The organism is Phenylobacterium aquaticum (assembly GCF_022695515.1).
In the GTDB taxonomy this organism is placed as follows: Bacteria; Pseudomonadota; Alphaproteobacteria; order Caulobacterales; family Caulobacteraceae; genus Phenylobacterium; species Phenylobacterium aquaticum.
In genome coordinates this window covers 95,586-114,744 of the sequence record NZ_JALDPT010000015.1, presented here as the reverse complement: position 1 = coordinate 114,744, position 19,159 = coordinate 95,586, and the positions used below count along the sequence as shown (strand labels likewise).

At 69.0% G+C, this 19,159-nt stretch carries 18 protein-coding genes and 1 pseudogene; 12 read left to right on the top strand and 7 right to left on the bottom strand.

Annotated elements, in window-relative coordinates:
* From infB to MQH10_RS12975, 8 genes and pseudogenes are all read left to right on the top strand, one after another.
* Window positions 1–2,495: pseudogene (gene infB, locus MQH10_RS13010) on the top strand (translation initiation factor IF-2); the annotation flags it as partial.
* A gap of 177 nt (window positions 2,496–2,672) precedes the next feature.
* The gene (locus tag MQH10_RS13005; RefSeq protein ID WP_336605096.1) at window positions 2,673–3,179 is read left to right on the top strand and encodes a DUF2939 domain-containing protein; all 507 of its coding nucleotides are present in this window, start codon (window positions 2,673–2,675) and stop codon (window positions 3,177–3,179) included.
* A gap of 35 nt (window positions 3,180–3,214) precedes the next feature.
* Complete coding sequence (locus MQH10_RS13000; protein ID WP_242564462.1) at window positions 3,215–4,006, top strand: dienelactone hydrolase family protein; 792 nt, start codon at window positions 3,215–3,217, stop codon at window positions 4,004–4,006.
* A 102-nt stretch (window positions 4,007–4,108) separates the two neighbouring features.
* Entirely contained in the window at window positions 4,109–4,537 is a 429-nt protein-coding gene (gene rbfA, locus MQH10_RS12995) for a 30S ribosome-binding factor RbfA (protein ID WP_242564461.1), read from the top strand.
* A complete protein-coding gene (gene truB / locus MQH10_RS12990; protein WP_242564460.1) occupies window positions 4,537–5,481 on the top strand; it encodes a tRNA pseudouridine(55) synthase TruB in 945 nt (314 codons plus the stop codon). Before rbfA ends, truB begins: the two co-directional genes overlap by 1 nt.
* Window positions 5,482–5,484: 3 nt before the next feature.
* A complete protein-coding gene (gene rpsO / locus MQH10_RS12985) occupies window positions 5,485–5,754 on the top strand; it encodes a 30S ribosomal protein S15 (protein WP_242564459.1) in 270 nt (89 codons plus the stop codon).
* A gap of 244 nt (window positions 5,755–5,998) precedes the next feature.
* A complete protein-coding gene (gene pnp, locus MQH10_RS12980) occupies window positions 5,999–8,140 on the top strand; it encodes a polyribonucleotide nucleotidyltransferase (RefSeq protein WP_242564458.1) in 2,142 nt (713 codons plus the stop codon).
* A 131-nt stretch (window positions 8,141–8,271) separates the two neighbouring features.
* Window positions 8,272–8,610 carry a GFA family protein gene (locus MQH10_RS12975; protein WP_242564457.1) on the top strand — a complete coding sequence of 113 codons (339 nt, stop codon included), beginning with the start codon at window positions 8,272–8,274 and terminating at the stop codon, window positions 8,608–8,610.
* A gap of 422 nt (window positions 8,611–9,032) precedes the next feature.
* On the opposite strand, the gene dnaA is transcribed toward MQH10_RS12975, so the two are convergent.
* From dnaA to mutM, 6 genes are all read right to left on the bottom strand, one after another.
* Entirely contained in the window at window positions 9,033–10,496 is a 1,464-nt protein-coding gene (gene dnaA / locus MQH10_RS12970) for a chromosomal replication initiator protein DnaA (protein WP_242564456.1), read from the bottom strand.
* 416 nt (window positions 10,497–10,912) lie between these two features.
* Window positions 10,913–11,182 (bottom strand): 30S ribosomal protein S20, encoded by a 270-nt coding sequence (gene rpsT, locus MQH10_RS12965; RefSeq protein WP_242564455.1) that lies wholly within the window; start codon window positions 11,180–11,182, stop codon window positions 10,913–10,915.
* Window positions 11,183–11,285: 103 nt separating this feature from the next.
* Window positions 11,286–11,870 (bottom strand): GDSL-type esterase/lipase family protein, encoded by a 585-nt coding sequence (locus tag MQH10_RS12960; RefSeq protein ID WP_242564454.1) that lies wholly within the window; start codon window positions 11,868–11,870, stop codon window positions 11,286–11,288.
* A 3-nt stretch (window positions 11,871–11,873) separates the two neighbouring features.
* Entirely contained in the window at window positions 11,874–12,650 is a 777-nt protein-coding gene (locus MQH10_RS12955) for an enoyl-CoA hydratase (protein ID WP_242564453.1), read from the bottom strand.
* 30 nt (window positions 12,651–12,680) lie between these two features.
* On the bottom strand, window positions 12,681–13,559 hold the full coding sequence (locus tag MQH10_RS12950) for a TraB/GumN family protein (protein ID WP_242564452.1): 879 nt from the start codon (window positions 13,557–13,559) through the stop codon (window positions 12,681–12,683).
* Between the two features lie 38 nt (window positions 13,560–13,597).
* Window positions 13,598–14,461, bottom strand: coding sequence for a bifunctional DNA-formamidopyrimidine glycosylase/DNA-(apurinic or apyrimidinic site) lyase (gene mutM, locus MQH10_RS12945; protein ID WP_242564451.1), 864 nt, complete (start codon window positions 14,459–14,461; stop codon window positions 13,598–13,600).
* 92 nt (window positions 14,462–14,553) lie between these two features.
* On the opposite strand from mutM, the gene MQH10_RS12940 reads away from it, so the two are divergent.
* Both MQH10_RS12940 and ubiB read left to right on the top strand, forming a co-directional pair.
* Window positions 14,554–15,306: a class I SAM-dependent methyltransferase gene (locus MQH10_RS12940; protein ID WP_242564450.1), complete on the top strand. Its 753-nt coding sequence runs from the start codon at window positions 14,554–14,556 to the stop codon at window positions 15,304–15,306.
* A 2-nt stretch (window positions 15,307–15,308) separates the two neighbouring features.
* The gene (gene ubiB / locus MQH10_RS12935; RefSeq protein WP_242564449.1) at window positions 15,309–16,814 is read left to right on the top strand and encodes a 2-polyprenylphenol 6-hydroxylase; all 1,506 of its coding nucleotides are present in this window, start codon (window positions 15,309–15,311) and stop codon (window positions 16,812–16,814) included.
* Window positions 16,815–16,821: 7 nt separating this feature from the next.
* Here ubiB and MQH10_RS12930 read toward each other — a convergent pair whose 3' ends face one another.
* Entirely contained in the window at window positions 16,822–17,187 is a 366-nt protein-coding gene (locus tag MQH10_RS12930; RefSeq protein WP_336605095.1) for a hypothetical protein, read from the bottom strand.
* Between the two features lie 306 nt (window positions 17,188–17,493).
* Here MQH10_RS12930 and coaBC point away from each other — a divergent pair, with 306 nt between their 5' ends.
* Both coaBC and dut read left to right on the top strand, forming a co-directional pair.
* Window positions 17,494–18,687, top strand: a complete 1,194-nt coding sequence (gene coaBC, locus MQH10_RS12925) for a bifunctional phosphopantothenoylcysteine decarboxylase/phosphopantothenate--cysteine ligase CoaBC (protein ID WP_242564448.1) — start codon at window positions 17,494–17,496, stop codon at window positions 18,685–18,687.
* Entirely contained in the window at window positions 18,618–19,139 is a 522-nt protein-coding gene (dut, locus tag MQH10_RS12920; RefSeq protein WP_419720773.1) for a dUTP diphosphatase, read from the top strand. The genes coaBC and dut overlap by 70 nt, the downstream gene beginning before the upstream one ends.
* The last annotated feature ends 20 nt before the right edge of the window (window positions 19,140–19,159 follow it).

Here is a 19,159-nt window from a genome sequence, read left to right as displayed (position 1 = left end):
CCCCGCCGGCCCATGCGCCCCCGTCCCCAGGCCGAGAGCCCGCGCCCCGCGCCCCAGGCCGGCCAGACCCGCAGCTACGAGCCGTCCCGCGAACGCCGCGACGACCGGCCGTCCACCACCACCTATCGTCCCGACCGCTCCGCCGGCCGTTTCGAGAACGCCAATTTCGGTCAGCGCGCGCCGCGCACCGACGGCGGCTTCCAGCGCCCGGCCGGCGATCGCCCGCAAGGCGACCGTCCCCAGGGCGACCGGGGTCCGCGTCCGCAGGGCGACCGTCCGCAAGGCGATCGTCCGCAGGGGGATCGCGGTCCGCGTCCGTCCGGCGACACCGTCCGTTATTCGGCGCTCGCGCCGCGTCCGGTGCCGGGCCGCGACGGCGCCCGTCCGGGCGGTCCGCGCCCGCCGGGCCGGGGCGCTGTGCCCAACGCCCCGCCGGCCACGCCGGAAATTCAACGCGCCACCCGCCAGGCCCCGCGGCCCGGTTCGGCCAATCTCGACCGTCGTCCCGACGATGATGACGATACGCGCCGCAAGGCGGCGAACGCCCCGGCCAACAAGGCGATCAGCCGGGTCAAGGGCGCCGCTCAGCGCCGCGAAGGCCGTCTCACCATCCAGGCCGTGGCCGGTGACGATGAGGGCGCCGTCGAACGGATGCGCTCCCTCGCCTCGGTCCGTCGGGCGCGCGAACGCGAACGTGAAAAGCGCAAGGGCGGCGGCCAGGAGCAGGCCCGCGCGGCCCGCGAAGTCGTCATCCCCGACGTCATCACCGTGGCCGAGCTCGCAACCGGATGGCGACCCGCGGCGTCGACATCATCAAGTTCCTGATGCGTCAGGGCGTGATGCTGAAGATCAACGACGTGATCGACAACGACACCGCCGAACTGGTGGCCACCGAATTCGGCCACACCGTCCGCCGCGTGTCGGAAGCCGACGTCGAAGAAGGCTTCATCGGCGCCGAGGACGTGGACGATCATCTGCTGCCGCGTCCGCCGGTCGTGGCCGTGATGGGCCACGTCGACCACGGCAAGACCTCGCTGCTGGACGCCCTGCGGTCCGCCGATGTCGCCAGCGGCGAACATGGCGGGATCACCCAGCACATCGGCGCCTATCAGGTGCGTCTGGAAAGCGGCGAGTCCGTCACCTTCCTCGACACCCCTGGCCACGCGGCCTTCTCGGCCATGCGGGCCCGCGGCGCCGACGTGACCGACATCGTGGTGCTGGTGGTGGCCGCCGACGACGGCGTCATGCCCCAGACGATCGAGGCCATCCAGCACGCCAAGGCGTCGGGCGCCCCGATCATCGTGGCCATCAACAAGATCGACAAGCCGGGCGCCGATCCGACCCGCGTGATCAACGAGCTGCTCCAGCACGAGATCGTCGCGGAAAGCCTGGGCGGCGACACCCAGATGATCCAGGTCTCGGCCACCCAGAAGATGGGTCTCGACGATCTGATCGAGGCGATCCTGCTGCAGGCCCAGCTGATGGACCTGAAGGCCAATCCCGACCGCACCGCCGACGGCGTGGTGATCGAGGCCAAGCTCGACCGCGGTCGCGGCGCCGTCTCGACCGTGCTGGTCAAGCGCGGCACCCTGAAGCGTGGCGACATCGTCGTGGCTGGCTCGAACTTCGGCCGCGTCCGCGCCCTGTTCAACGAGCGCGACGAACAGCTGCCGAGCGCCGGTCCGTCGGTGCCCGTGGAGATCCTGGGTCTCGACGGCACCCCGGCGCCGGGCGAAGCCTTCGCCGTGGTGGAGAACGAGGCCCGCGCCCGCGAGCTGACCGACTACCGCACCCGTCTGAAGCGCGAGAAGGCCGGCGCCCCGACCAACGCCGGCGTGACCATGGCCGACTTCATGGCCAAGCTGCAGGACAAGAAGGTCTCGGAGCTGCCGGTCATCATCAAGGCCGACGTGCAAGGCTCCGCCGAAGCCATTGTCGGCTCGCTGGACAAGATCGGCACCGACGAGGTCCGCGCGCGGATCATCCTGTCGGGCGCCGGCGCGATCAGCGAAAGCGACGTCATGCTGGCCAAGGGGGCGAATTCGCCGATCCTCGGCTTCAACGTCCGCGCCTCCAGCCAAGCCCGCCAGCTCGCCGAGCGCGAGGGGGTGGAGATCCGCTACTACTCGGTGATCTACGACCTGTTGGACGACATCAAGGGCGTGCTCTCGGGCATGCTGGCGCCGGAACAACGCGAAACCTTCCTGGGCAACGCCGAAGTCCTGCAGGTGTTCGACATCACCAAGGTCGGGCGCGTCGCCGGCTGTAAGGTCACGGAAGGCACCGTCCGCAAGGGCGCCCGCGTCCGGATCATCCGCAAGGACATCGTGGTCCTCGAACTCGGCACCCTGCAGACGCTCAAGCGCTTCAAGGACGAGGTCAACGAGGTCCAGTCCGGCCAGGAGTGCGGCATGTTCTTCCAAGGGTTCCAGGACATCAAGGAAGGCGACACCATCGAGTGCTTCACCCTCGAAGAGGTCAAGCGCAGCCTCTAGTCCCCCCGGGACCGGATCGACATCTGAAAGGGCCTCCTCGAGGAATCGAGGGGGCCCTTTCGATATATCGAACCCCCTAGGGCCACCTGTTCAACAACTGTATGAAACGCCCTGGCGAAGGCCACGAAGCCACCCCATTTTTGGCCTAACCGATCGGCGGGGACAGAGGAGATCAAAGTGCGGCTCATCCTGGTGATCGCCCTCGCGCTCGGCCTCTCGGCCTGCGCCACGGCCCAGCGGCTCTCGGCCGCCAACGACGTCCACGCCCTGCTGGTCTCGATCCGCGACAATGACCGCACGGCCTTCGACGCCCATGTCGACCGCCCGGCGCTCAAGGCCGAGATCGAGAGCCGCCTGGTCGACCGCACCCATGAGATGAAGGGCAAGGACAGCTGGAAGGCGCTCGGCGCCATGCTCGCCCCGGCCCTGGCCGACATCGCCGGTGACGCCCTGGTCCAGCCCCGGGTGTTCCGCCAGGTGGCCGAATATTACGGCTACAAGCCCGACACCCCCCTGCCGGGCGCCATCGCCATCGCCGGCTCGCTCAAGCCGCTGAAGGACGGGCGGGTCTGCGCGACCAAGTCCAAGAACGGCCCCTGCATGCTGATCTTCACCGAGACCCAGGGGGTCTGGAAGCTTTCCGGCTTCGAGGGCGACATTTCCATGCTGCGCATCAAGCTCTGATCAGCCAAGCTCCCCCAAACCGACAGGGGGACGTGATGGGCTACGAGGCGGCGCTTTCCGAGTACCAGAAGTTCGAGTTCACCGACGGCCCCTGGACCCGGCCGGTCTATCGCCGGGGCTCCGGCCCCGCGGTGATCATCATCCATGAGATCCCCGGCCTCCACCCCCTGGTCGTCGCCTTCGCCGACCGGGTGGCCGCCCAGGGCATGACGGTGTTTCTGCCCAGCCTGTTCGGCGAACCGGGGCGACCGGTGACCACGGGCTATGCGCTGGGCTCCATGTTCAACGCCATCTGCATCCGCCGCGAGTTCAATGTCTGGCAGGCCGGCAAGTCGAGCCCGGTGGTCGAATGGCTGCGGGCGCTCGCCCGCAAGGCCCACGCCGAATGCGGCGGCAAGGGCGTGGGCGCGGTCGGCATGTGCTTCACCGGCGGCTTCGCTCTAGCCATGATGACCGAGCCCAGCGTGGTGGCGCCGGTCCTGTCCCAGCCCTCCATGCCCATGGCGGCCGGCTCGAAGACCCGCGCCGCCGGCATCGACGCCTCGCCCCGCGAGATCGCCTGCGCCAAGCAGAGGTTCGCTGACGAGGGCCTGTCGATGATCGGCCTGAGGTTCAAGAGCGACGCCCTGGTCCCCGACGCTCGCTTCGAGACCTACAAGCGCGAGTTCGGCGACAAGTTCGAGGCGATCGAGCTGGAGGACGAGGACGCCCGGCCCTCGGAACGCCCGCCCCATTCGGTCCTGACCATTCACCTGAAGGACGACGGGCCGTCCAAGGCCGCCGAGCAACGGGTCATCGCCTTCTTCAAGGAACGGACCGGGGCCTGATCGGCGCCGACGGTGGACAAGGGCGCGGCCTCGCACTAGAAGCCGCGCCTTCCCTGAGGGCGCGTCCGATCCCCGCCTCAGGCTCATCGAGGCCGAGATCCTATGAAACGTCCCATCAGCCGCGGCCGCCCTGCGCCCGCCGGCCCCACCCAGCGCCAGCTGCGCGCCGGGGAGCTTGTCCGCCACGCCCTGGTCGAGATCCTCCGCGAGGAAGACTTCGCCGATCCTGACCTGGAGGGCGTGTCGGTGACCGTCACCCAGATCCGGATGAGCCCGGACCTGCGCCACGCCAACTGCTTCATCGAACCGCTCGGCGGCGGCCATGCGCCCCAGGTGGTCAAGGCCCTGAACCGCCACGCCAAGTTCCTGCGCGGGCGCCTCGGCCGGATGATCGACATGAAGTTCACCCCCGACCTGAAGTTCCTGCACGACGAGAGCTTCGACGAGGCCACCCGGCTGATGCGGCTGTTCGACGACCCGCGCGTGCGCCAGGACCTTGAGGCCCGCGACGACGAAGACGGCGACGCCTGATGGCCCGCCGCAAGAAGGGCGAGGCCGTCTCCGGCTGGATCTGCCTCGACAAGCCCTATGACCTGACCTCGACCCACGCCGTGGGCCGGGTCCGCCGCCTGTTCAACGCCCAGAAGGCGGGCCACGCCGGCACCCTCGATCCCCTGGCCACCGGCATCCTGCCGATCGCGCTCGGCGAGGCGACCAAGACGGTCCCGTTCCTGGTCGACGCCGACAAGGCCTATCGTTTCACCATCGCCTGGGGCCGGACCACGGCCACCTATGACCGCGAGGGCGAGGTCATCGACCAGTCCGACGTGCGCCCCGACCGGGCCGCGGTCGAGGCCGCCCTGCCGGCCTTCGTCGGCGAGATCCAGCAGATCCCGCCGATCTATTCGGCGATCAAGGTCGATGGCGAACGCTCCTATGACCTGGCCCGCGCCGGGGAGACGCCGGAGCTCAAGCCCCGGCCCGTGGTGATCCACAACGCCCGGGTCTCGGACGTCCCCGACGCCGACCACATCGAGATCGAGATCGAGTGCGGCAAGGGCACCTATGTCCGCGCCATCGTCCGCGACCTGGCCCTGGCGCTCGGCGCCTGCGGCCATGTCAGCGCGCTGCGCCGCACGCGGGTCGGCCCCTTCACCGAGGACCTGGCGATAACGCTGGAATTGCTTGAGGAATTCGGGCATAAGGCCGCGCATCTGGAGCACCTGCTTCCGGTTGAGACCGCCCTGGACGACATCCCGGAGCTGGCCGTGACCGCCGAAGACGCTTTCAGATTAAAGCAGGGACGACCGATCGTTCTCGTTCCCCGACAGGTCGAAGCCTTGAAAGCCCGGCTCACGCCCGGTTCTCGAACCGTTTCAACCCTGGCCGGCGGCGTGATGGTGGCGCTCTGCGAGATGCGTGCGGGCAAGCTCGAGCCCACGCGGGTCTTCCATCTGGACAAGAGCGGAGACTAACCGATGTCGATTACGACCGACCGCAAGGCCGACCTCATCAAGACCCACGGCCGCACCGAGGCCGACACCGGCAGCGCTGAAGTGCAGGTGGCGATCCTGTCCGAACGGATCGCCAATCTCACCGAGCACTTCAAGATGCACAAGAAGGACAACCACTCGCGTCGGGGCCTGCTCAAGCTGGTTTCCCACCGCCGGTCGTTGCTCGACCACCTGAAGAAGTCCGACGAGGGCCGCTATCAGGCTCTGATCGAGAAGCTGGGCCTGCGTCGCTAAGACCAAGGTCGGCCCCCGGGAAACCGGGGGCTTTGCGTATCAGGTACTGCGACTAAAGCGCCGCTTCGCCCCGTGACAGGCCGGGGTCAGGCGGCGAACCGGATTCCTTCGGATGGAAGCCGGTCACTACACGCCGAGGGTTCAACGAGATCCTCACCGCCTGTCGTCTGGAGAGGATTTCGGAAGTCCGACGCCCTGTCCGCCCCCGCCGGGAATACGCCCGCGGGACGAGAAAGAAGAGAAAATGTTCGACATCAAAAGAAAGACCATCGAGTGGGGCGGTAAGACGCTGACCCTCGAGACCGGCCGCATGGCCCGTCAAGCCGACGGCGCCGTCCTGGCCACCTATGGCGAGACCATGGTCCTGGCGACCGCCGTCTACGCCAAGAGCGCGAAGCCCGGTCAGGACTTCTTCCCGCTCACCGTCAATTATCAGGAAAAGTTCTACGCCGCGGGCAAGATCCCCGGCTCCTTCCCTCGCCGCGAAGCCGCGCCGAGCCAGAAGGAAACCCTGACCTCGCGCCTGATCGACCGTCCGATCCGCCCGCTGTTCGTCAAGGGCTTCAAGAACGAAGTCCAGGTGGTCTGCACCGTGCTGGCCCACGACCTGGAAAATGATCCCGACATCGTCGCCATGGTCGCGGCCTCCGCCGCCCTGGTGATCTCCGGCGCGCCCTTCATGGGCCCGATCGGCGGCGCCCGCGTCGGCTATATCAACGGCGAATATGTGCTGAACCCGACGCTCGACGAGCAGAAGGAAAGCAAGATGGACCTCGTGGTCGCCTCCACCGCCGAGGCGGTGATGATGGTCGAATCCGAGATCCAGGAACTGAGCGAAGACGAAGTGCTGAAGGGCGTCATGTTCGCCCACAACGGCATCCAGCCGGTGATCGACGCGATCATCGAACTGGCCGAACACTCCGCCAAGGAGCCCTTCGAGTTCACCCCGGACGACACCGACGCCATCAAGGCCGAAGTGAAGAAGCTGATCGGCAAGGATCTGGCCGCGGCCTACAAGATCGTCGCCAAGGGCGCCCGTCAGGACGCCGTGGCCGCCGCCAAGGCCAAGGCCACCGAGAAGTTCGGCAAGTCCGACGCCAATCCGACCGGCTACGCCCCCGACAAGCTGGGCGGCGTGTTCAAGGAGCTGGAAGCCGACGTCGTTCGTCGCAACATCCTGGACACCGGCATCCGCATCGACGGCCGCACCGTCGACAAGGTCCGCCAGATCGTCTCGGAAGTGGGCGTTCTGTCCCGCGCCCACGGCTCGGCCCTGTTCACCCGTGGTGAAACCCAGGCCCTGGTCGTGGCCACCCTGGGCACCGGCGACGACGAGCAGCTGATCGACGCGCTGGAAGGCAAGTACTACGAGAAGTTCATGCTGCACTACAATTTCCCCCCCTTCTCGGTGGGTGAAACGGGCCGCATGGGCGCTCCCGGGCGTCGGGAAGTGGGCCACGGCAAGCTTGCCTGGCGCGCCATCCGCCCCATGCTGCCCAGCCAGGAAGACTTCCCCTACACCATCCGCCTGGTCTCCGAGATCCTGGAGTCCAACGGCTCCTCCTCGATGGCCTCGGTCTGCGGCTCCTCGCTGGCCCTGATGGACGCGGGCGTGCCCCTGAAGAAGCCGGTCTCCGGCATCGCCATGGGCCTGATCCTCGAGAAGGACGGCTTCGCGGTTCTGTCGGACATCCTGGGTGACGAAGACCACCTGGGCGACATGGACTTCAAGGTCGCCGGCACCGAGGACGGCATCACCTCGCTGCAGATGGACATCAAGATCGCCGGCATCACCGAAGCGATCATGAAGCAGGCTCTTGAACAGGCGAAGGGTGGGCGTCAGCACATCCTCGGCGAAATGGCCAAGGCCATGGAAGCCCCGCGCGCCGAGCTGGGCGAGCACGCGCCCAAGATCGAAACCATCAAGATCGCGGTCGACAAGATCCGTGAAGTGATCGGTTCGGGCGGCAAGGTGATCCGCGAGATCACCGCCGAGACCGGCGCCAAGATCGACATCGGCGAAGACGGCACGATCAAGATCGCGGCCGCCGAGCAGTCCAAGATCGACGCGGCCAAGGAGTGGATCAAGTCCATCGCCTCGGAACCGGAGATCGGCCAGATCTACACCGGCAAGGTCGTGAAGATCGTCGACTTCGGCGCCTTCGTGAACTTCTTCGGCGCCAAGGACGGCCTGGTTCACGTGAGCCAGATCTCCAACGAGCGCGTCGGCAAGGTCTCTGACGTCCTCCAGGAAGGTCAGGCCGTGAAGGTGAAGCTCCTGGGCTTCGACGATCGCGGCAAGACCCGTCTGTCCATGAAGGTCGTCGACCAGGAAACCGGCGAAGACCTCTCCAAGAAGGAAGGCGCCGAGACCGAAGAGGCGTAAAGTCTCCTCACTCAGCCAAAGACTTCAGGGGGCGGCCGCAGCGATGCGGCCGCCCTTTTGGTTTCAGGACGGGCTTGCGGGCCGGACAGGGTCATGCGCGTGCTGGGGCGGCATCATCCCAGGAGGACCTCATGCCCCCGCTTCCCCTCGCCGGCGGCTGTCGCTGCGGCCAGGTCCGGTTCGAGATTTCCGCGCCGCCCTTGATCACCATGGCCTGCCATTGCCGCGGCTGCCAGCGCATGACCGCCAGCGCCTTCTCGCTCAGCGTCCTGGTTCCCGCGGCCGGGTTCACGGTCACGGCGGGCGAGCCGGTGATCGGCGGCCTGCATGGCTCGCCCAAGCACTTCCACTGCCCGCACTGCATGAGCTGGATGTTCACCCGGCCGACGATGCGCCCCACCTGGTCAATGTCCGGGCGACCCTGCTGGACGAGCCTGCCGGGTTTGCCCCGTTCATGGAGACCTGCGTGAAGGACAAGCTTTCCTGGGTCGCCCTGCCGGCCGCCTATAGCTTCGACGAATTTCCCGGGATGGCGGACTATCCGGCCATGCTCCAGGCCTATGCGGCGCGGGCGGGCTGATCACTTCCTCTCCCCGCTTGCGGGGAGAGGTTAGGTGAGGGGCGCTCGCTCTTGGGCGAGCGGTGACTTAGGTGTGGCGCGATAGGCTCTGAGCCTGGTCGATCCGCCAGCCCCTCACCCCAACCCTCTCCCCGCGACGCGGGGCGAGGGAGAAGGCTTCGCAACGCGAAAGGCTCGCCGGTGAGGGCGGGCCTTCTGCATTTCAACCTGTTGGAGGACTTCCCGCCCTCCGCTTGCGCTCCGGGCGTTCGTCGCGACGATCGACAAACCATTGTCGATCGCATGCGCCCCGCAAGAGCGGAACGCCGCTCCTCACCCACGCAGCTTTCGCAGCAGCACGTCCAGGTCCCGCTGCAGGGCCGGATCCTCGGCCTTCAGCGCCTCGATGCGGCGGACGGCGTGCAGCACCGTGGTGTGGTCGCGCCCGCCGAACCGGCGACCGATGTCGGGCAGGGAGCGAGTGGTGATCTGCTTGGCCAGCCACATGGCCGCCTGGCGGGGCCGGGCCACGGCGCGGGCGCGGCGCTCGGAGATCAGGTCGGCCTGCTTGAGCTGATAGTGCTCGGCCACGGCCTTCTGGATCTGGTCGACGGTCACCCGACGGTCATTGCAGGCCAGGTGGGGCCGCAGGATGGCCTGGGCCTCGTCCAGGGTCAGGCGGGCGATCTCGCCGCCCACGCGGGCCACCAGGGTGTTGAGGGCCCCTTCCAGCTCGCGCACGCTGTCGGTGAAGCGGTCGGCGAGGAATTGCAGCACCTCGGCGCGGGCCGAGGGGACGAAGCGGCCCTGCTGGGCCAGGGTCGCCAGCTTGCGCTCCAGGATGCCCAGGCGAAGGGTGCGGTCGGCGGGCTCGATGCCGCAGACCAGACCGGCCTGGAGGTGGCTGCGCAGGCGCGGCTCCATCTCCGACAGCTCGGCCGGCGAGCGGTCGGCGGTCATGACCACGCGGCGGCCGTCCTCGACCAGGGCGATGAGGGTGTGGAACAGCTCCTCCTGGGTGGAGGACTTGCCGGCCACGAACTGGACGTCGTCGATCAGCAACAGGTCGGCGGTGCGCAGCTCTTCCTTGAAGGCGGCGGTCTGGCGGTCCTGCAGGGCCTTCACGAAGGTCGAGGTGAAGCGCTCGGCGGTCAGATAGACCACCCGCTTGCCGGGGCCGGTGCGCATGGCCTCCCAGGCGAGCGCGTTCAGCAGGTGGGTCTTCCCGAAGCCATAGGGGCCGTGGAACAGGACCGGATTGAAATGGCCGTCCGCCCAGGAGGCGACGCGGCGGGCCACGGCGAAGGCGAATTCATTGGCCGGGCCGGGGACGAAGGTCTCGAAGGAAAAGCGTTCCTGCAGGCCCTGCTGACGGGCGGCCTTGGCGGGCTCAGGCGCGGCCAGGTCGACCTCGATCTCGATGACACCGGTGTCGTCCGGCGTGAACGTCACAGCGGCCGAAACGGGCGCGGCGGACGCCGGAGCGGGGATGGGGGCGACGCCGCCGAGGGCGTCGAACTCCATCCGGGACTTCAGGTCGAGGCGACGACCCATGGGGTCGTTCTGGGCCCAGAGCTCGCCGATGCGACGCCAGGCGTGCCGGCGGATCCAGTCACGGGCGACGCCGGTGGCGGCGACCAGGCAGACATCGTCGCCGTGCTCGCGCAGCGCGGCCTGACCAAGCCAGGAGCCGAAGGTGGCCTCGCCCAACTCGCGTTTCAGGGCCTGGCACGTCTTCGTCCAGACAGCCCCGGCCGGCGACGTCGCCATCGTTTCCGCGATCCCCCCGCTCGTCATCTGAAATTCACCCCTGTCAACAGCCGGGCCGGCCGGGCCCCCACGACCCGATCGGCCTTAGATTAAGAAAAACAATCTCCTAGCCGTCGTGAGAGTAGACTCTCGCCGTCGGGTTTTTCATCCGAGTTCAGATGGAAGATCGTCTTTAGAGGTTGAACACTAGCCAGGGGCGGAGGGGGGTCAACGGAGATTCTTCACCCATTTTGCGGATATTTTCGTTGACTCAAAACGAGCCCTCGCGCGGCAAGGGAATCCCGTTTTTGACCTTCCGTTAACTGAGCGCCTTTGTCGCAGGACACCCACCATTTTGGGTGAGGCGAACAGAAACACCCGCCAACCTTTCGGTCAGCGGGTGTGTCACTTAACGCAGTAATTTCAGGAACTTATAGGCCAGCCACAGGGCTGGCGCCGAAAGTTCAGGCGACGGCCAGCTTCTTCAGCTGAGCGGCCAGGCGCGACACTTTCCGCGACCCGGTGTTCTTGTGAACCACGCCCTTGGACACCGCCCGCATCAGCTCGGACTGGGCCTCGACGAAGGCCGCCTTGGCGAGCCCGGCGTCGCCGGCGGCCAGGGCCTCTTCGAACTTGCGCAGGTAGGTGCGAACGCGCGAGCGGCGCGCCTTGTTGACTTCCGTGCGACGGGCGATCTTGCGGACCGCTTTCTTGGCGCCGGGGTTATTGGCCATGCTTCAGCTCTCAAAACGGATCGCGCCCGACCCCAAGGCCCGGCGGTAAAATGGAGGCGCGGATATACGGGAAGGGCCCGGCCGGGTCAATGCGCTGGCTGAGCTAATCTGACACCGCGGTGAATCGCAGCCAGGCGGGGTGGGCGGCGACGAGGTCGGCCAGCTGTTGATAGCCGCCGGCGCCGGGATGGGCGCCGTCCCAGGCGAGCGCCTCGGCCTGCCACAGGCCCCCGGCCGCGAGGGGACGGAAGACGTCGATATAGGGAACCCTCAGCCGCCCGCAGAGCGCCATCAGGGCCTCGCCCAGGGCCTCCACGCGGGCGCAGAGCCCGGCGTCGGCCACCGGCGGCGGACCGACCATCAGGACCGGACAGAGCGCCTGGGCGGCGGTCAGGATCGCTTGGGCGTTCTTCAGCGTCTGGACCGCGCTGACCCGCGGCGCCCCGTCCGCCAGATTGGCGTCATTGATCCCGAAGGCGAAGACGATCCGCATGGGCTCGTCGGCGGTCATCCGCGGGAGGGCCTCGGCCCGCCAGCGGGCGGCGATGTCGGACGAGGTCTCCCGCCGGACGCCCAGATTATAGAGGGTGATCTCACGTCGTCCGGCCAGGGCCCGGCCGACCCAGCCCAGATGGTCCGGGTCGCCGGCGCCGGCGACGACGCTGTCGCCAAAGGCGATCAGCCGCACAGGCTACTGGCCCTTGAAGTCGGGCTTCCGCTTCTCGATGAAGGCGGCCATGCCCTCCTTCTGGTCGTCGAAGGCGAAGAGGGAGTGGAACAGGCGCCGCTCCAGGGCGACCCCGGCGGTCAGCGTGGTCTCGAAGGCGGCCTCGACCAGCTCCTTGTTCATCATGACGGCGAGCGGCGACTGGCCGGCGATCTTGGCGGCCGCGGCCTGGGCCTCGTCCAGAAGCTTGTCGGCGGGGACGACGCGCGACACCAGCCCGCCGCGCTCGGCCTCGGCGGCGTCCATCATTCGGCCGGTCAGGATCATCTCCATGGCCTTGGACTTGCCGACCGCGCGGGTCAGGCGCTGGGTGCCGCCGATGCCGGGGGCGACGCCGAGATTGATCTCGGGCTGGCCGAACTTGGCGGTCTCGGCGGCGATGATGAAGTCGCACAGCATGGCCAGCTCGCAGCCGCCGCCCAGGGCGTAGCCGGCGACCGCGGCGATGATCGGCTTCCGGAACTGTTCGATCCGCCGGGCGGCGGCGCCGAAGAAGTCGGTCTTGAACATGTCGGCATAGGACTTGTCCGACATCTCCTTGATGTCGGCGCCGGCGGCGAAGGCGCGATCCGATCCGGTGAGGACCAGGCAGCGGACGGCCTGGTCGGCCTCGGCGGCGTCCAGGGCCTGGCAGAGCTCGCCCAGGAGGTGGCTGTTCAGGGCGTTCAGCGCCTCGGGCCGGTTGAGGCGGATGAGGGTGACGCCGGCTTCGGTCGTCACGAGCAGGGTGTCATAGGCCATGTCCGGCTCCAGTTTTGGTCTGGAAGCGGCTTAAGGCCCCTCGACCGAATAGCCAAGCGCCCGCAGCCTTGCCGGCACGCCGCCGGGGCCGATCAGGTGGCCGACGCCGACCACCACCACGGTGCGGCCCTTGCCCTTCAGCCGGGCGTCCAGGGTCTGGGTCCAGGCCTTGTTGCGGGCGGTGACCAGGCGCTCGAAGATGGCCGGCGAGGCCCGGCGCAGGGGGGCCAGGGCTTCCTTGTCCAGCCGGCGCACGTCGCCCTTCATCCAGGCCGACAGCAGCTTTCCATAGGCCTTGGGATCGGTCTCCAGCTCGGCCAGGCTTTCCTCCAGCGAGGCGACCTGGGCCGCACGCGGGGCGGCGTCGAACATGTCGATCTGCTGGGCCGGGGTCTCGAAGGCGCGGCGGGCCGCGGTGGCCGGGGCGGCGGCGGAAAGGGTCTTCTCGACCCCCACATCCGTATTGGCCCCTTCGCCGCGGAACTGGGCGACGGCCAGGGCGACCTCGGCGTACCAGGGCTCCAGGCGATCGATCTGGTCGGGGCTCAGGCCATATTTCACGCAGGCCGCGGCCAGCCGGGTCCGGGCCTTGGGCGAGAGCAGGGCGTTGAGGGACTGGTCAGCGGGCAGATAGCCCTTGGCGGCGGCGAGCCGGCCGGTCTCGGCCTCCGAGGCCGGATCGATCGGCAGCTCGAACCAGATGTCGTCGGCGGCGGCCATGGCCTGGTCCAGGGCGGCGGGGCGCCAATCCAGTCCGGGCGGCAGGACATGGATCGAGCCGAACAGCACGATCTCCGAATCCGCGTCGCGGACGATCCAGACCGGGGGCTTGGCGAGGGCCGGCGAGGCCAGGGCGAGGGCGGCGGCGAGGCCGCTGAGGGTCGCCCAGAGGCGCGTAAGCTTCCACATGAGCCGGAATCTAGGGGCTCAGGCGGCGGGGCGCCATGTCACTTCTGGCAGCGCGGGCAGAAGAAGGTGGACCGTCCGGCCTGGACCTCGCGGGCTATGGTCCCGCCGCAGCCGGGATTGAGGCAGGTCTCGCCCTCCCGGTCATAGGCGCGGAACCGATGCTGGAAATAGCCGAGCGCGCCGTCGGCGGCGGCGTAGTCGCGCAGGGTGGACCCGCCGGCCTCGATGGCCTCGCCCAGCACCTCGCGGATGGTCTCGACCAGCGGCCCAAGTTTCTTGCGCGGGATCTCGCCCGCCGGCCGGAAGGGGGAGATCCTCGACCGGTTCAGGGCCTCGCAGACATAGATATTGCCCAGCCCCGCCACGACCCTCTGGTCGAGCAGCAGGGTCTTGGGGCCCTGCTTGCGGCCGGCGAAGGCGGTTTCCAGGCGCCGGGCGTCGAAGGCCTCGGACAGGGGTTCCGGGCCCAGCCCCTTGAACCAGGGATGGTCGTTGAGGGTCGCGGTCTCGATCAGGTCCATGTAGCCGAACCGGCGTGGGTCGTAATAGGTGACGCGCCCGCCGTCCTCGGTCTCGAACACCACATGGGCGTGCTTGGGGTTCGGGTCGGCGGCGTAGTGGAATTCGCCGGGGCGCACGGCGCCTTCCGGTCGCGCGATCTCGAAACGGCCGCTCATGCCCAGATGCATGACCAGGGTCTCGCCGCGATCGAGTTCGGCCATCAGATATTTGGCGCGGCGGTTCAGGGCGACGAGCCGCGCCCCGGTCAGGCGCTGGACGAAGCCCTCGGGAAACGGAAAGCGCAGGTCCGGGCGGCGGGCCTCGACGCGCGTCAGGCGGCGGCCCTCCAGCACCGGCTGCAGGCCGCGGCGAACGGTTTCGACCTCTGGGAGTTCAGGCATGTGCTGGGCTTGGCACAGGCAGACGCGCGCGCGCAACGGAGATCGGCGCGAAGGCGGGTGGCGCCCGAGCCGGTCCGGCGTTAAGAGGCCCCATGCCCGAAGCGACATTCGGATTCCGCGACGTCGATCCCGCCGAGAAGCCCCGTCTGGTGCGCGGCGTGTTCGATTCCGTCGCCAGCCGCTACGACCTGATGAACGACCTGATGAGCGCGGGCGTGCACCGGCTCTGGAAGGACGCGGTCGCCGCCCGTCTCAACCCCCAGCCCGGCGAGGTCATTCTCGATATCGCCGGCGGCACCGGCGACATGGCGCGCCGGTTCTCCAAGATGGCCCGCGCAGCCCAACAGCGCCGGGGCGGGGAGGACGCCAAGGTCTTCGTGCTCGACTACAACGCCGAGATGATCGCCGCCGGTCGCGCCAAGGGCGGAGAGCCGGAAATGGCCTGGGGCGTTGGCGACGCCCAGCGCCTGCCGCTGCCCGACGCCTGCGCCGACGCCTATGTCATCTCGTTCGGCATCCGCAATGTCACCGACGTCCAGGCCGCCCTGGTCGAGGCGCGCCGCGTGCTGAAGCCCGGCGGCCGGTTCCTGTGCCTGGAGTTTTCGCATCCGGCCACCGAGCTCCTGCGCAAGGCCTATGACGCCTACAGCTTCAAGGTCATCCCGGCGATCGGCGAGCTGGTGGCCAAGGACCGGGCCTCATACCAGTATCTGGTGGAGAGCATCCGCCGCTTCCCCGACCAGAAGACCTTTGTCGGCATGATCACCAAGGCCGGCTTCGCCCGCGCCAGCTACACCAACTTCACCGGCGGCGTGGCGGCCCTGCACCAGGGCTGGGCGATCTAGGCATGGGCGGCGTCGCGGCCTTCGGCCGGCTGATCGGGGCGGGCTGGCGGCTGGCGCGGAACGACGCCCTGCTGCCGCGCGAACTCGACGATCTCTATCCCGCCGGGGTGCGGACCCTCGCCAACGGCTTGCGCCTGCTGGCCGGGTCCGAGGCCCGCCACGGCCGGCCGGGCGAGCGCCTGGCCCGCAGCCTGGAGCATCTGGGCCCGGTGGCGATCAAGCTCGGCCAGCTTTTGTCGACCCGGGCCGACATCTTCGGCGTCCAGTTCGCCGAGGACCTGTCGCGGCTGAAGGACCAGTTGGCCCCCTTTCCCCTCGAGATCGCGCGGCGCGAGATCGAGCTGACCCTGGGCCAGCCGGTCGAGAGCCTGTTCTCCGATTTCGGCCCGCCGGTGGCCGCGGCCTCGCTCGCCCAGGCCCATCCGGCCTGGCTGAAGGACGGCCGCAAGGTGGCGGTGAAGGTGCTGCGGCCCGGCATCGCCCGCCGGGTGGCCGAGGATGCGGACGTGCTGAGGCTGGCCGCCGGGCTGGTGGAGCGCTGGAGCGTCGCGGCGCGCCGCCTGGAGCCCCGCGCCCTGGCGGCGACCGTCATCCAGGCGACCGAGCTGGAGCTCGACCTGCGGCTGGAGGCCGCCGGCTGCGACGAGCTCGCCGAGGTCATGGCCCGTGACGGCTACATGTCCGCGCCCAAGGTGATCTGGGACGGCGTCGGCAAGCGGGTGCTGACCCTGGAATGGGCGCAGGGCGTGGCCCTCTCCGATCCCGCCGCCCTGGAGCTTCCGGGCCTCGACCGACCGGCGCTCGCCACCAACCTGACGCGCGCTTTCCTCAGCCAGGCCCTGGACCACGGGGTGTTCCACGCCGATCCGCACGAAGGCAATCTGTTCGTCCAGGCGCCGGCCCGGCTGACGGCGGTGGACTATGGGATCATCGGCCGGCTGGGGGCGCCCGAGCGGCGCTATCTGGCCGAGATCCTGTGGGGCTTCCTCGAGCGGGACTATGACCGGGTCGCGCGGGTGCATTTCGAAGCCGGCTATGTGCCGCGCACCCAGAACGTGGCCGGCTTCGCCCAGGCCCTGCGGGCGGTGGGCGAGGCGGTGTTCGGCCGCCCGGCCAGCCAGGTGCCGATGAGCCGGGTGCTGATCCAGCTGTTCGAGATCACCGCCCTGTTCGAGATGCGGCTGCGCCCGGAGCTGGTCCTGCTGCAGAAGACCATGATGACGGTCGAGGGCGTGGCCCGCCGCATCGACCCCGAGCACGACATCTGGGCAGCCGCAGACCCGGTGGTCCGCCGCTGGATGATGCGCGAGCTGTCCCCCGCGGCCCAGGCCAAGCGCTTCGCCGACGAGGCCCTGGCCGCGATCCGCAACCTGGCCCGGCTGATCGAGACCCCACCCATAACCTCTGTTGCGGTGGTCGAGGAGCGAGACGCCCATCCCGGCCTCTGGTTCGCGATGGGCGCGGCGGTGGCGGGCCTGGCCTTCGCGCTCGCGGCGCTGCTGCGCTAACCCGCTCCTACCCCTCATCCCCCGCGCGGCTCTTGCGGTCGGCGCGGGCGGTTTCGCGGCGGCCTTGATTGGCCTTCTGCTTGTCCCAATAGGCCGCGCCCTCGTCGGGCTTGAACATGGTGCGGGGCACGCCGTCCTTGTTGGCCACGGCGAAGATGTTGTCCTTGCCGTCATAGAACAGCGTGTCGCCATTGGGCCGCTTCAGGGTCTCGGTCCCGGCCGGCGGGTGGTCGACAAAGGCGTGGGCCTTGCGGACAAAGGCGTCGAGGTCGCTGGCCCCGAAGGCCTCGCCATTGCGCTCGAAGCTGCGCTGGGCGTTCTCCTCGGCCGAGCCCTTGCGGCTGGAAGACCACATGGGCTTGCCGGCCACCATGGGGACGTCGGCGTCTTCGACCTGGCCGCGGTCCTCCCGCGCGCGGTCGGAACCGCCGCCATAGGATCGCTCCGCGAGCTCGCGCCGAGGCCGATCCGTCCTTGCTCGCCACGGCCGAGGACCGTTCGCATCCGGCCAGGACCAGGGCGGCCGCCCCCGCGCACAACACCCACTTGAATTTCGACATGTTCCGCTCCCTCCGGCACGGTCAGGTTGAATTGGAACAAATTAAGAACAGATCGACGGGTTTGTCCAGAGCCTGTCTATGGCTTAAGAGCGAGGTCCTGTTCGGGAGCGCGCGAAGCCTTGTCGGAAAAGCGGATTCTGTTGATCGTGGGCGGCGGGATCGCCGCCTATAAGGCCCTCGAACTGGTGCGGCTGGCCCGCAAGGCGGGGCTGGCGGTGCGCCCGATCCTCACTCAGGCGGGCGCCCAGTTCGTCACCCCCCTGTCGCTGGCGGCGCTCAGCGAGGACAGGGTCTATTCCGAGCTCTTCTCCCTGACCGACGAGGCGGAGATGGGCCACATCGAGCTGTCGCGCTCGGCCGATCTTGTGGTGGTGGTCCCGGCGACCGCCGACCTGATGGCCAAGGCGGCGAGCGGCCTGGCCGGGGATCTGGCCACGACCACCCTGCTCGCCACCGACAAGCCGGTGCTGATGGCCCCGGCCATGAACGTGCGCATGTGGACCCATGCGGCCACCCAGCGGAACCTGGCGACGCTCAAGGCCGACGGCGTGCTGTTCGTCGGCCCTGACGAGGGCGCAATGGCGTGCGGCGAGTTCGGCCCCGGCCGCATGGCCGAGCCGGCGGTGATCCTCAGCGCCATCCAGGCCGCCCTGGCCGGTCCGGCCGCCCGGCCCCTGGCCGGCCGCCGCGCCATCATCACGGCAGGGCCGACCGCCGAGCCGTTGGATCCGGTGCGGTTGCTGACCAACCGCTCCAGCGGCAAGCAGGGCTTCGCCATCGCCGCGGCGCTCGCCGAGCTGGGCTGCGAGGTGACCCTGGTGGCCGGGCCGGTGGCCCAGCCGACGCCCCTGGGCGTGACGCGGGTCGATGTCGAGACGGCGCGCGAGATGCTGGCGGCCTGCGAGGCGGCCCTGCCGGCCGATATCGCGGTCTGCGTCGCGGCGGTGTCCGATTGGCGTCCCGAGACCGTGTCGCCGCAGAAGACCAAGAAGACCGGCGAGGGCCCGCCGACCGTGGCCCTGGTCGAAAATCCGGACATCCTGGCGACCCTGTCGCGCGCCGCCCGGCGGCCGAAGCTGGTGGTCGGCTTCGCGGCCGAGACCCACGAGGTCGAGACCTACGCCCAGGCCAAGCTCGCCAGGAAGGGCTGCGACTGGATCGTCGCCAATGACGTCTCCATCGCCGGCACCATGGGCGGCGACGACAACGCCGTGGCTATCGTCACGGGCGGCGGAATCGAGCGATGGGAGCGGGCGCCCAAGGCCGAGGTGGCCCGGCGTCTCGCCCAACGCATGGCCAAGGAATTCCCGTGAAGCCTGTCATCCCGCTCCGCCGCCTGGCGCATAATTCCGACCTGCCGCTGCCGGCCTATGAGACCGCCGACGCCGCCGGCATGGACCTGCGCGCCGCCGTGCCGGCGGACCAGCCGATCCTGCTGCAACCGGGCGCCCGGATCGCCGTGGAGACGGGGCTGGCCATCGCCATCCCGACCGGCTTCGAGGGCCAAGTGCGGCCGCGCTCGGGACTTGCCTTCAAGTCGGGGATCACGGTGGCCAATGCGCCGGGCACCATCGACGCCGACTATCGCGGCGAGGTGAAGGTCATCCTGATCAATTTGGGGGCGGAGGCCTTCCACATCCGCCGCGGCGACCGCATCGCCCAGCTGGTGATTGCGCCGGTCACCCAGGCCGCCTGGACTGAGGTCGAGAGCCTGGACGACACCGCGCGTGGGGCCGGGGGCTTCGGGTCCACCGGCGCGCAATAGACCGACACGACAAGGCGGGG

What these genes read in the sequence shown, in the direction of transcription:
- MQH10_RS12955 (WP_242564453.1), bottom strand. Translation starts at nt 12,650, where the DNA reads ATGGCCTATGACACCCTGCTCGTGACGACCGAAGCCGGCGTCACCCTC.
- MQH10_RS13000 (WP_242564462.1), top strand. Translation starts at nt 3,215, where the DNA reads ATGGGCTACGAGGCGGCGCTTTCCGAGTACCAGAAGTTCGAGTTCACC.
- mutM (WP_242564451.1), bottom strand. Translation starts at nt 14,461, where the DNA reads ATGCCTGAACTCCCAGAGGTCGAAACCGTTCGCCGCGGCCTGCAGCCG.
- dut (WP_419720773.1), top strand. Translation starts at nt 18,618, where the DNA reads ATGGGAGCGGGCGCCCAAGGCCGAGGTGGCCCGGCGTCTCGCCCAACG.
- MQH10_RS12930 (WP_336605095.1), bottom strand. Translation starts at nt 17,187, where the DNA reads ATGGTGGCCGGCAAGCCCATGTGGTCTTCCAGCCGCAAGGGCTCGGCC.
- ubiB (WP_242564449.1), top strand. Translation starts at nt 15,309, where the DNA reads ATGGGCGGCGTCGCGGCCTTCGGCCGGCTGATCGGGGCGGGCTGGCGG.
- MQH10_RS12950 (WP_242564452.1), bottom strand. Translation starts at nt 13,559, where the DNA reads ATGTGGAAGCTTACGCGCCTCTGGGCGACCCTCAGCGGCCTCGCCGCC.
- pnp (WP_242564458.1), top strand. Translation starts at nt 5,999, where the DNA reads ATGTTCGACATCAAAAGAAAGACCATCGAGTGGGGCGGTAAGACGCTG.
- rbfA (WP_242564461.1), top strand. Translation starts at nt 4,109, where the DNA reads ATGAAACGTCCCATCAGCCGCGGCCGCCCTGCGCCCGCCGGCCCCACC.
- MQH10_RS12975 (WP_242564457.1), top strand. Translation starts at nt 8,272, where the DNA reads ATGCCCCCGCTTCCCCTCGCCGGCGGCTGTCGCTGCGGCCAGGTCCGG.
- rpsO (WP_242564459.1), top strand. Translation starts at nt 5,485, where the DNA reads ATGTCGATTACGACCGACCGCAAGGCCGACCTCATCAAGACCCACGGC.
- dnaA (WP_242564456.1), bottom strand. Translation starts at nt 10,496, where the DNA reads ATGACGAGCGGGGGGATCGCGGAAACGATGGCGACGTCGCCGGCCGGG.
- MQH10_RS12940 (WP_242564450.1), top strand. Translation starts at nt 14,554, where the DNA reads ATGCCCGAAGCGACATTCGGATTCCGCGACGTCGATCCCGCCGAGAAG.
- rpsT (WP_242564455.1), bottom strand. Translation starts at nt 11,182, where the DNA reads ATGGCCAATAACCCCGGCGCCAAGAAAGCGGTCCGCAAGATCGCCCGT.
- truB (WP_242564460.1), top strand. Translation starts at nt 4,537, where the DNA reads ATGGCCCGCCGCAAGAAGGGCGAGGCCGTCTCCGGCTGGATCTGCCTC.